Below are 11,516 nucleotides of genomic sequence, written 5' to 3' on the forward strand. Positions count from 1 at the left end.
AGAAGTCGAGGAAAGTCTATTGGTCGCTCGGGTGCAGATAAATCCGCAGATTTCGGAAATACTGATCGGCATCAGCGAACAATCGAGCCTGCGGCCATGAACAAGTTGGAGTTGCTGCGAACCTTTGTCCGGGTCAGTGAGCTGTCGAGCTTCACGCTGGCCGGAGAGAACCTGGGGTTGCCGCGTTCAACGGTTTCGGAACAGATCCGAGCCCTTGAAACACTGCTCGGTACGCGCTTGCTCAACCGCACCACGCGGCGGGTGCAGGCGACCCAGGACGGCCTGCGCCTGTACGAGCGTAGCAAAGACCTGTTGTCGCGCATGGACGAGATCGAGGGGCTTTTCCATAGCGACACAGCAACGCTCACCGGGCGTTTGCGGGTCGACCTGCCGACGTTGATGGCACGGCGCATCGTGCTGCCCAACTTGCCGATATTCATGTCGCGTCATCCGGGGGTGGCGCTTGAGATCAGTTGCACGGATCGACAGGTCGACTTGTTGCGCGAAGGGTTCGACTGCGTACTGCGCATCGGTACCTTGAGTGACCTTGACCTGATTGCCCGGCCCTTGGGCAGCCTGGCGCAGATCAACTGTGCAAGCCCGGGTTACCTGCAACGTCATGGCACGCCGACCTGCCTGGCCGACCTGCATCGGCACCAGTTGATCCATTACGTGAGGAACCTTGGCAGCCGCAGTGCAGGCTTCGAATACCTGCAGTCGGGCACCCTGCAGGTTCAACCCATGGCCGGAGCGATTACTGTCAACAGCACAGAGGCCTACGAGAGCGCCTGCCTTGCCGGGCTCGGACTGATCCAGGCCCCGGCGGCAGGGTTGCAGGGTTATCTGGAACGGGGTGAGCTGGTGGCACTGCTGGCGGATTATGTTGCGCCATCTTTGCCGGTGTCGTTGCTGTTTGCCCGGCAACAACACGTGTCGCCCCGGCTGCGCGCGTTTATGGATTGGCTGGCAGCTTTGCTTGAGCCTCGACTCGATCCAGTGGCAAGCGGAAGCTGAAGAGGGTTCCGGCCTCCTGGCTTGAGATCACTTCCATGCGCCCACCATGAGCCAGGGCGATCTGGTTGGCAATGTACAGGCCAAGGCCCAGGCCGGTTTGGGGGGTATCGCTGATCGGACGGGAGAAGGGTTGGAACAGTTGCCCCAACACAGGGGCAGCAATAGGCTTGCCGAAGTTGTGTACGCCGAGCACGAAAACCCGATCACGCACCTGTGCACTGATGTCCACCGGTTGCGTCGCGTCGCCGTGGGTCAGAGCATTGGCAAGCAGGTTGGAAAGCAGTTGGGAGACCCGTTCACGATCGCAATCTATGCCGTCGAGATCACCGATGTGCTGGATTATCTGCCGATGCGGGTGAACCCTCTGCAACTCCGAGGTGACATGCTGGAGTGCATCCGCCAGGTCCGGGCAGGGCTTGATAGCGACCACAATGCCATTGCCCAGGCGTCCGCGGGCAAAGTCCAGTACGTCGCGAACCAACTGTGTGGCGCGACGACCGCAGGTGAGGATGTGCTGGGCAATGGCCCGGCTCTTTTCTTCTTCCAGGCGCTGGGTCAACAGCTCCGCCCCGGCGGTGATGGCGAACAGCGGGTTGCGCAGGTCGTGGCCCAGCACCGCGATAAACTGTTCGCGGACTTCAGCCGTCGCGCGCTCCTTCTGCAGGGCCTCTTCGGTCTTCTGAGTGTTTTCTTCACTTTCGATCTGAATCGACAGCAACCGTGCAAAAGACTCCATCATCGGCTGGATGGCGCTGCCCTTGAGGGCTGCAGGCAATGGGTCAAGGGCGCAGATGGTGCCGAAGAAACTGCCGTCGGCGCGGAACACAGGTACTGAGATGTAGCTCTCGAATTTGTAGATGCGAGGTGTGTGATGATTGCAATAGAGCTCGTCCTCGCTGGCCTTGTCGATCACGATGGTCTGGTGACTGCTGCGTATTTCGTGGCATAGCGTGGTAGTCAGGTCCAGCTCGCCGCCAACCTTCAGGCCAAACTCCAGGGTGTCGAGGACTGCGCAGGCGGTCCAGCGGGTTTCTGTAACCCGGGCCACTGCAGCAAAGCGTAACCCGGTGGTTTCGCAAATCACCTGCAAGATGGCGGGTACGGCATTGATACGACCAATGGTGGCGATATCGGAAGTGACGGCAGTGCTCATGAATCATCCACGGTGCAATAACAGGGTGTGGATTGAGTCTAGCGATCAACCCCGTATCGGGTGAAAAATCCGTAACCGTAGCGGAACAATTTCCATTACCCTTGGCCTTCGAGTCGCTCCGCTAGAGAGCTACCCTCCCGCCCTGCGTGCCAATCCCTTTCGCCCCGCATCCTTGTGGATGCAAAAGTGAGGTTTGACATGCATATCACATCCCAGGACATCTGCACCGCTGCCGACCAGCTCAAGGGTTTCGTCGGATTTCACCGCAAGCTTGGCAAGCACATTGTGCGCTTCAGCGAAGACGCCTTCGGCATGGACGTCGCCGATGACAGCATCACCCCCAGCAGCGAATTTGTCTGGCAGACCGGAAACGGCGACGTCATGACCTTGAGCCGAGCGCTCATCGAGATCCTCCTGGCGCAGAATGTCGATGAGCGTCTGAACATTAGTGAACCCCTGCGGGTGTACCTGCGCCGGAGCGACTTGCCGGAGATTGCCGCGCAGCGACAACTGCGGGCCTAAGGGCTGTTCTAGGTCGCCCACACTGCTGGGCGCCTCGCGGCCCAGGGCAGTACCTGCTCCAGTTGACCGGCCAGGCTCAACAGCAGCTCTTCACCGGCTGCGCCAGCGCTGAACTGCATGCCGATCGGCAAACCGCTGGCCGGGTCCTGGAACAGCGGCACCGACATAGACGCTGTGCCGCAAATGTTGGCCAAGGCAGTGAAGGGCGAGTGGTCGAACACCCGGTGCATCCAGCCGAGGCCGTCAAGTTGTTCCTGCCCGGCGTTGTAGGCGCCGATCATGGGGGGGAAATCGGCAAGGCTGGGGCTGAGCAGCATGTCAAAGCGCTGGTAGAAGCCGGCCATGTTTCGGCTGACATGGTTGCGTTGGTCCATGGCAACCAACAGATCTGTGGCGCGCAAGGCTTTGCCGTATTCATGCACGGCCAGGGTGGCGGGCTCCAGCCAGTTGCAGTTGAGCGGGCGACCGGTTTCGCTGCTCAGCGCTTCGAGCCAGGCCGCGGTATTGCTGGCCCAGAAGCAGGCATTCATCTTCACGAACGCATCCCAACCCACTCCCATGTCTGGCTCGATCAGCTCGCAGTGATGGCCCAGCCCCTCCAGGGTTGCAATCAAGGCGTCCAGGGCCAGAAGCATTGCGTCGTTGCTGCGCTTGCCATTGAGCGGGTGCTGTTGCACGGCGATGCGCAACGACTGGGGCGCCTGGGCAACAGCGCTCAAGTAGTGACCGGAGGAGGAAGGGAGCGGGACGGGATCACCGGGCTCGTTCCCGGCCATGCAGTCGAGCAGCAGCGCGCTGTCACGCACCGAGCGGCTGAGTACACCTTGGACGGCCAGACCATTCCACGCCTCATCCAGATAAGGCCCCATGGAGATCAGGCCTCGGCTGGGCTTGAGGCCAAACAAGCCACAGGCCGCCGCCGGAACCCGGATCGAACCGCCACCGTCGGTGGCGTGTGCCGCCGCGACCATGCCGCTGGCGACTGCCGCCGCCGAGCCGCCGCTGGAGCCACCAGCGCTGCGGCTCAAGTCCCAGGGGTTGCGGGTCGGGCCGCAAAGTAGTGACTCGGTGGTGGTGCTGATTGCCAGCTCCGGCGTTGTCGTACGGCCCAGGGTGACCAGGCCTGCGCGGCGAAAGCGCTGCATCAGAAAGGAGTCCGCTTCGCTGTACGTGCCTTGGGCCAGACGGCTGCCGAACTCATGGGGCCGCCCTTGCATGCTGATGGCCAGGTCCTTTATCAGGAAGGGAACGCCATGCAGTGATCCGTCGCTGCGAGCGGGGAGGGGTTCATCCTGCCAGTGCTCGGCGAGGGCATTGACTCTGGGCTCGACCGCCTCGATTGCCTGGTGCGCCGCCTGGATGACTTCATTGCTGCTGACGTGGCCCCGGGCAATCAGGTCAGCCAGGCCAATGGCATCGTATTGCACGTACTCAGAAACCTTCATCCTGGACTCCCGCTACTGTGACGGTTGACGATAGAATACCGATTGGTATCGAAAGATACTCATGGGTATAGAGTGATACCGATTGGTATCGCAGTCAACCGGGAGCCTGTCCATGCGTTCGCAACGAATCGCCCGTCTGCCACCTCGCGAGCGTGTCCTCGACGCCGCCCACGAGCTGTTTTTCAATGAGGGCATCAGCCGCGTCACGGTCGATGCCATTGCCGCCAAGGCTGAAAGCACCAAGATGACCGTGTATCGGCACTTTGAATCCAAGGATGTTCTGGTGCTGGCCTGGTTGCAGTTGCTGATGGAGGAGTACGACAGTGTTTGGGCCGATCTGGCCGAGCGCTTTGCCGGGCAGCCGGCGCTTCAGATTCTGGGCTTTGCCGAGTTTCTGGTGCAGGAACCGGTACTGTCGTCGCACCGCGGCTGCGCCTATACCAACACCCTGGCAGAGCTGCCGATTTGCGACAGCCCGGCTCGGACATTGATCGAAGCACACAAGCGTCGGCAAGCGGCGCGGTTGATTCGCCTGTGTGAAGAAAGTGGTCTGGAGGCGCCGCAACTGGCGGCCTTTGAACTGACCTTGCTGCTGGAGGGCGTACAGATCGTCGCGCAGAACAAGGGCTTTGACGATGTTGCCGGCAACCTGTTGATCCTGGTACGCAAGCGCCTGGGGCTGGTGGCGAGCTAGGAGGCGCCGGAGCGGCTGCTGTTGTGGTTGAGCAGCAGTTGCTCGAAGGCCAGTTTGTCGACCGGCTTGCTCAGGTAGTAGCCCTGGACCTCATGGCACTTTTCCTTGCCCAGGGCCTCGAGTTGCTGCTCGGTTTCCACGCCTTCGGCGGTGACCGTCAGGCCCATGGCCTTGCCCAGGTTGATGATGGCCTGGACCACGGCGCGGTCATTGCTTTCAGTACTCAGGCCCGCGATGAAGCGCTTGTCGATCTTGATGCTGTCGAAGGGATAGGTGCGCAGGTAGCCCAGCGAAGAATAGCCGGTACCGAAGTCATCCATGTTCAGGCGCACGCCCAGTTCCTTGAGCGCCGTCATGGTGCCCAGGGCGCCCTCGATATCGTTGAGCATGACGTTCTCAGTGATCTCCAGCTCCAGGCGCTGCGCCGGGAAGCCGGTTTCGACGAGGATGGTGTAGACGTCATTGACCACATCGCTGCGGGAGAACTGCGCCGGCGAGAGGTTGACCGACACCAGTAGATGATTTGGCCAGTTGCGTGCTGTTTCGCAGGCTTCGCGCAGCACCCAGCGGCCCAGCGGCACAATGAGGTCGGTCTGTTCGGCCAGTGGAATGAACGTGTCCGGGCCCAGTAGTCCCTCAATGGGATGCTGCCAGCGTACCAAGGCTTCGACCGAGACGATTTCCAGCGTCTCCAGACGATAGCGTGGCTGAAAGTGCAGGACGAATTCATTGTTCTTGAGTGCCTTGCGCAAGTCGTTTTCCAGTTGTCGACGGTACTGGATTTGTTCGTTCATCTCCGGTGAGAAATAGCGCCAGGTGTTCTTGCCATCGGCCTTGGCCTGGTACAAAGCAATATCGGCGCAGCGTATCAGTTCATCGGCGTCGAAGCCTTGCAAGCGAGTCTGGGCGACGCCAAGGCTTGCACCGATATGCAGGGCCTGTTCCTCGTAGTGGATTGGCTGGTGCAGGTTGTCGATCATGCGGGCACAGAAACGGTCGATTTCATTGCGGCTGTCCATGCCGTTCATCACCAGGACGAATTCGTCGCCACCCAGGCGTGCTACCAGGTCTCCATCGCGGGTCGAATCGCGCAGACGCACGGCAACCTCCAGCAATACGGCGTCCCCGGCGGCATGGCCGAGCGAGTCGTTGATCGGCTTGAAGCTGTCCAGGTCCAACAGCAACAGCGTCAAGGGTGGGGCTTTCTGGCCCTTGAGCAGCGCCTGTTCCAGAAAGCGCGAAAGCTTGTTGCGGTTGGCAAGGCCTGTGAGCGCATCGTGCATCGACAAGTGCTGGATACGGGCATGGGCAGCCACCTCATCCGTAATATCGCTGGCGGTACCACGAAAGCCGGCCAGTTTGCCGTCGAGCATGATCGAGCGCGCCGAGACCCGACAAAAACAGAGCTGTCCATTCTGATCGCGGTAGGCGCAGCGAAGATTGGCCATCTGCTGCGGATCAGGTTCAGCCTGGCTATCCAGCCAGAGCGTCAGAGGGGTGGTCTCGCAACTGAGCAACTGATCGATCGGTTGGCCCAGCCAGTCTTCGCTCTTATAACCAGTCACGGTGACGAAGCGCTGGGAAAGATAGCTCAGGCGCTGGAAACTATCGGTTTCCCAGATCCAGTCCGACGCGGCCTCGGCCACCGCACGAAAGCGCTGCTCGCTGGCCTCCAGGGCCAGATTGCTCGATTGCAGGCTTTGCAGGGAGCTGTCGATTTCCCGAGCGGTGCGCAATGCATAGCGAAAGAAGTAGATCATCAGCAGTCCCAGTACCAGCATTGCCCCCAGCAAGGGGGGCAGCACAGCCCAGAGCAGTTGGTCGCCGGGACGCGGCGTGGCCCACACCAGGCGGTACCCGGTTTCACCCAGTGCCAGGCTGGATTGATCGTCTGCCAAGGCGCCTGCTTTTTCGATGTGCATGCCACTCAGGCCAGCCCCGGCGCCGAGATTGTCGAGTTTTTCGGGGGTCAGTTGGTCGACGAACATCATCACCGAGGTGGTGCGCGGATCAATGCTCAGTTGCTCGTCATCGGGGCGAATGGCGGCGGCCACCACTACCGCCGGCCAGCCATTGAACAGCACATACTGGGTGGTTTGCTGTCGCTCGGTGGCAACGCTTCGCGCCTGGGCAATGATGGGGGCCAATGGTTCTTCTATATAGGTGCTGGCGGGGGCATGACGGAGCTGGCCCTTGAGCAAGGCGTACTTGGTGTGTTGGTCATCGACCACAAACACCCCTTCAAATCCGCTGGCGGTGTACAGCGAGTCACCGACGTTCTTCTCTTCATAAGCCCAGGTCAGGTCGGGGGCGCCATTGAGGTGGTCGTAGGCGGCATCCCATACCGCGTAGCTGGAGAGAAACTGCCGAGACGCTTCAAGCCGTTGTTCGAGCGCCTTGTGTGCATAGAAACTGCTTTTTTCACGTTCGCTGGTGTTCAACGAGAGGGCAATGTTGAACAGGGCACCGAGGGCAATCAAGCAGGCCAGGGCAAACAGCACAGCAATACCGGCGATGAGTTTGCGCGTTTGCAGGTGAGGGGGTGGGCTGGTCGGTGAATCCTCGGCAATCCTGTCCATACACGCGCTGCTCCTTGGTGAGTTGCACCCTGGCGGCCGTGCCGCAGGGGCGAACGTTCACTCAGGATAGGCCAGCTTCAAGGGGGCGAGGTCCAACTGGGCAAAATTGACTTGATCGCGTCCGCTATTTTTCGCCGTGTACAAAGCTTTGTCGGCTTCGTTCAACCAGGCTTCCGGGGAGATCAGGTTTTCGTGATAGCTGGCAAGGCCGATGCTGAGGCTGATGCGCAGGGCCGGCAATTGCGGATTACGGTAGCTACCGACGTGTTCGCGCAGACGCTCCATGCTCAGGCGGGCGTGTTCCAGGCTGGTGTCGGGCAGAATCAAGCAGAACTCGTCGCCACCATAGCGACCGGCCAGGTCATGCTCACGCAGATTGCGCTTGAGTTCGCTGCTGAGTTGGCTCAGCACGCAGTCGCCTACGACATGGCCGTAGGTGTCATTGATGGATTTGAAGTGGTCGATGTCGATGATCGCGATAACAGCGCCACAGCGCTGTTGCTGGCAGATTTGGAACTTCAGTTGCAACAGGTCTTTCCATGCACCGTGATTGAGCAGGCCAGTCAGGCTGTCGGTGCGGCTCAGGGCGCTGAGACGGCGCTTGTGCTCGGACAGCTTCATGGCCAGGCGATAACAGACCCAGCCGACCGCCATGGGGTAGAGGGTCAGCATGGGCAGGCAGGCGTAAACCTGCAGGGAGGTCGCCTGCAGCTCAAGTCCGGCACCGAATAGCGATATAGACAGGCCGGCACCCAGGCACTGGGCGAGCAACCCCTTGAGAAACAGGCGTTGGCCACCGGCAGCGAAATTGTTCATCGCCATCATCGAGAGGATGGTGACGCTGGGCAGGGGATTGAAGTGCAGGTTCGCGGCCCAGAATCCCCCCATCAGCGAGTCGGCCAGCAGGTTGCGGTATTCAGCGTGATAGGGAACCGGGGCGCGTCGGGCAAGCTGATACGCCAGGTGCGGCCAGAGCAGCCCGTTCGCCAGCAACAACCACCAGACCCACTGAGGCTTGTCCAGGGTCGAGATACCGGCCATTACGCCGAGCATGCCGATGCCCAGGCCGATAATGCGCGGTGGGTATATCCTTCTTACAAATGAAAGGCCCTTGCCGCTGTTGTTATCCATCATGGTTGCTGGCCTGTCCCGAGACGCCGTTTATCGCATAGAAGCGGTGAACATTGTTGAACAATCGCACGCTACTGAAAAATGGCCTTACAGGCCATTTCATAGTTGATGCATCCACCTTGGGGTACCATGAAACTTACCCTCATCCTTGGAGTGCTTCTGCTCATGGCCCCTCTGACCCCGCACGCTGGTGAACCGGCGCAACGCCAGGATGGGCGCTACCACAACCTGCGTCAGTTGCCCCAGGACAGTGCGCTCAAAAAGCTGCGCATCGGTTTCAAGTTTCTGTTCCTCAGCAAGCCGGCGGATACCCGCCCGGATGTGGAGATTGCCGTACAGCCCTTGAGCCGCCAGCAACTGTTCGAAGCCCCTGATCGCAGTGTGTGGCGGCTCGGGCATTCCACGGTACTGCTCAAGCTGCGCGAACGTTTTTTTATCACCGACCCGGTGTTTGCCGAGCGCGCCTCGCCGGTGCAATGGGCCGGGCCGCAACGATTCCACCAGCCGCCGCTCACGCTCGATGAACTGCCGCCGTTGACAGCAGTGATCCTTTCCCATGACCACTATGATCACCTCGATGAGCACGCCATCCGGCAACTGGCCGACCGTGCCGAGTACTTCATCTCGCCGCTGGGGGTTGGTGACCTGCTGATCGATTGGGGGGTGCCAGCAACCAAGGTGCAACAGTTGGACTGGTGGCAGGAAACCCGGATCGAGGGTATTCGTTTCGTGGCCACGCCAGCACAGCACTTTTCCGGGCGCGGTTTGTTCGACAGTAACACCAGGCTATGGGCGTCGTGGGTCATCCTTGATGACAACCTACGGCTGTTCTTCAGCGGCGATACCGGGTACTTCGACGGGTTCAAGCAGATTGGCGAGCGCTATGGGCCTTTTGATGTGACCTTGATCGAAACCGGTGCCTACAACCGCGACTGGCCCAACGTCCATATGCAGCCCGAACAAAGCCTGCAGGCCCACCAGGACCTAGGTGGGCGCTGGCTGCTGCCGGTGCACAACGGTACTTTCGATCTGTCCACCCACAGCTGGCACGAACCTTTCGACCGCATCCTCGCTTTGGCCAATGCCGCGCAGGTGCCGCTCAGCACGCCCCAGATGGGCGAGCGGGTGAGTCTGGAACACCCCCATGGCGGCCCGGCCTGGTGGCTACCCAAACTGCAGCGTCAGCTACAAGAAGGTGCCGGCGAGCGGGTCATGGCCATGAAGGACTTGTAGAAACGCGCTAGCGCTGTGGGTGTTGGCGCGGTTTTTTGTCCTTGTCCAGGGCGGGTAACTGGGAGGGAGGCTTGCCGCTGTCGCTGCGGACCTGGGCATGGCTGATCAGCGCAAAGATGAAACTGCCGCCGATAATGTTGCCGACGAGGGTGGGGGCGGCGAAGTCCAGCCAGAAGGCCGGCCAACTGACTTCTCCAGCCCAGGCCAGGTACGAGACCTCCACCGAGCCGACGACGATATGGGTAAAGTCACCCAGCGCCATGAGGTAGGTGATCATCAGGATGATCCAGATTTTTGCGTGCTCCATAGAGGGGATCATCCAGACCATGGTGGCGATCATCCAACCCGAGATAATGCCTTTGGCAAACATCTGCTGCAGATTGTTCTCCATCACCTTGTGACCGATGTCGAGAAAGGCCGCGTCGGTCTTACTGTCGAAAATGGGCAGGTATAGCATCACGTAGGAGACCAGTATGGTACCGGCGAGGTTGCCGAACAGCACCACGGTCCATAAGCGCAGCAGACGTCCGAGATTGTTCAGCGTAGGGTCGGTCATGACTGGCAGCACGGCGGTCAGGGTGTTTTCGGTGAACAGTTGCTGGCGGGCCAGGATTACCGCGAGAAACCCGGCGCTGTAGCCCAGGCTGGCAATCACTTGGCTGCTGTCTCCTTCGGGCAGGCGTGCATAGAAAAGTCCCATGGCCATCATCGACAGGCCCATGCTCAATCCCGCCGCCAGCGCCGACCACCAAAGGGCGGCGATCGTACGTTCCAGTTCCTGGTCACCCTGGTAGCGAATGATCTCGTGCAACACGGCTGCGCGTGGGGGTTGGTTGTGACTGACCTCTTGCTCTTCGTCCGCTGACAGACCTGGGGTCTTGCCGTTTTCTGTATCGCTCATGGCTATGGCTCGCATGGAGTGCCTTCTCTACAGATCGACGGCGAGCGGATTAGTTGCCTGCCTCCAGCGCATCGAGTGCAAGTTGTGCCACCTTCAAGCGAGGGGCGGCTTGCTCATGCAGACCGTCTTCGAGGAACCAGGCCGCGGATAAACCGCACCAGGCAACGATCCATTGCAGCAGTCGCTGGCGCGGCAACGAGGCGACTCGGCAGACCGTCGCCAGTCGTTGGCTGAAAAGACGTGCATCTGTGGCGATGCGAGGGGAGGGGTTGCAGAACAGGTTGGCGTAATCGAATGTGCGTTCACCGTAGAGGCACTTGGGGTCGATGGCACGCCAACCGCGTGCGCCGAAGTCCAGGACATTGCCGTGGTGGATATCGCCGTGCAGTACGCATTCTTCTTGTGGGGCGGCCAACAATTTCTGGGCCAGTTGGGCGCAGTCTCTATAGAAGCCGTCATAGGCATCGGCGGCTGACCACAAACTGCTGAACCAGGTCCCCAGTTCTATCAGCGGTAGTGCAGGCCTGTTGCGTGGGGCGTGCAACAGCGCAATGGTCTGGCACAGAATGCGGGTGGCCTGCTCATCGCGTCCTTGTTCGGCATACTTGGCCAATGAGTCCGGCCCCAGCGCGCGCTCCAGCAACAGGCCGTTGTCGGCGTGAGCCAATACCCGCGCCGCGCCTTCGCCGTTCCACCACGTCATCACCTCGGCGCCATGTTGTTCCTCACGTGTACAGGCCACTTTAAGCATGGCGAGTTCACCCTGGTACACCACTGCAAGCAGGTGACTGCTGGCAGTAATGAGGGGAGTTCCATCGGGAATCAGTTGCCAGCGCTGCAGGTA

10 protein-coding genes (1 of these 10 only partly in view) are annotated in these 11,516 nt (G+C 60.4%); 4 read left to right on the top strand and 6 right to left on the bottom strand.

The window, feature by feature from the left end; genetic code table 11:
* The first annotated feature begins 96 nt into the window (after window positions 1-96).
* Window positions 97-1,014, top strand: a complete 918-nt coding sequence (locus ABVN19_RS02365) for a LysR family transcriptional regulator (protein WP_105642202.1) — start codon at window positions 97-99, stop codon at window positions 1,012-1,014.
* Here the strand turns inward: ABVN19_RS02365 and ABVN19_RS02370 are convergent.
* Window positions 953-2,167, bottom strand: coding sequence for an ATP-binding protein (locus ABVN19_RS02370; protein WP_028943540.1), 1,215 nt, complete (start codon window positions 2,165-2,167; stop codon window positions 953-955). The genes ABVN19_RS02365 and ABVN19_RS02370 overlap by 62 nt on opposite strands.
* 198 nt (window positions 2,168-2,365) lie before the next feature.
* Here ABVN19_RS02370 and ABVN19_RS02375 point away from each other — a divergent pair, with 198 nt between their 5' ends.
* Window positions 2,366-2,689 (top strand): DUF2025 family protein, encoded by a 324-nt coding sequence (locus ABVN19_RS02375; protein WP_028943541.1) that lies wholly within the window; start codon window positions 2,366-2,368, stop codon window positions 2,687-2,689.
* An 8-nt stretch (window positions 2,690-2,697) separates the two neighbouring features.
* Here the strand turns inward: ABVN19_RS02375 and ABVN19_RS02380 are convergent, their stop codons facing one another.
* Entirely contained in the window at window positions 2,698-4,134 is a 1,437-nt protein-coding gene (locus tag ABVN19_RS02380; RefSeq protein ID WP_105642201.1) for an amidase, read from the bottom strand.
* 112 nt (window positions 4,135-4,246) lie between these two features.
* Here ABVN19_RS02380 and ABVN19_RS02385 point away from each other — a divergent pair, with 112 nt between their 5' ends.
* Window positions 4,247-4,828 (top strand): TetR/AcrR family transcriptional regulator, encoded by a 582-nt coding sequence (locus ABVN19_RS02385; protein ID WP_105642200.1) that lies wholly within the window; start codon window positions 4,247-4,249, stop codon window positions 4,826-4,828.
* Here the strand turns inward: ABVN19_RS02385 and ABVN19_RS02390 are convergent.
* Window positions 4,825-7,407, bottom strand: coding sequence for an EAL domain-containing protein (locus ABVN19_RS02390; protein WP_105642199.1), 2,583 nt, complete (start codon window positions 7,405-7,407; stop codon window positions 4,825-4,827). The genes ABVN19_RS02385 and ABVN19_RS02390 overlap by 4 nt on opposite strands.
* 57 nt (window positions 7,408-7,464) lie before the next feature.
* The gene (locus ABVN19_RS02395; RefSeq protein WP_084167953.1) at window positions 7,465-8,541 is read right to left on the bottom strand and encodes a diguanylate cyclase; all 1,077 of its coding nucleotides are present in this window, start codon (window positions 8,539-8,541) and stop codon (window positions 7,465-7,467) included.
* 126 nt (window positions 8,542-8,667) lie between these two features.
* On the opposite strand from ABVN19_RS02395, the gene ABVN19_RS02400 reads away from it, so the two are divergent.
* The gene (locus ABVN19_RS02400) at window positions 8,668-9,771 is read left to right on the top strand and encodes an MBL fold metallo-hydrolase (protein WP_105642198.1); all 1,104 of its coding nucleotides are present in this window, start codon (window positions 8,668-8,670) and stop codon (window positions 9,769-9,771) included.
* A gap of 7 nt (window positions 9,772-9,778) precedes the next feature.
* Here ABVN19_RS02400 and ABVN19_RS02405 read toward each other — a convergent pair whose 3' ends face one another.
* Complete coding sequence (locus ABVN19_RS02405; RefSeq protein WP_028943547.1) at window positions 9,779-10,672, bottom strand: formate/nitrite transporter family protein; 894 nt, start codon at window positions 10,670-10,672, stop codon at window positions 9,779-9,781.
* Between the two features lie 49 nt (window positions 10,673-10,721).
* Window positions 10,722-11,516, bottom strand: partial view of an aminoglycoside phosphotransferase family protein gene (locus ABVN19_RS02410; protein ID WP_028943548.1) — the 3' portion only. 12 nt of this gene lie beyond the right edge of the window; 795 of the gene's 807 nt are visible here — the last part of the coding sequence; its start codon lies off the right edge, out of view; the stop codon is at window positions 10,722-10,724.

Source organism: Pseudomonas vranovensis (assembly GCF_040438935.1).
Lineage (GTDB): Bacteria > Pseudomonadota > Gammaproteobacteria > Pseudomonadales > Pseudomonadaceae > Aquipseudomonas > Aquipseudomonas vranovensis.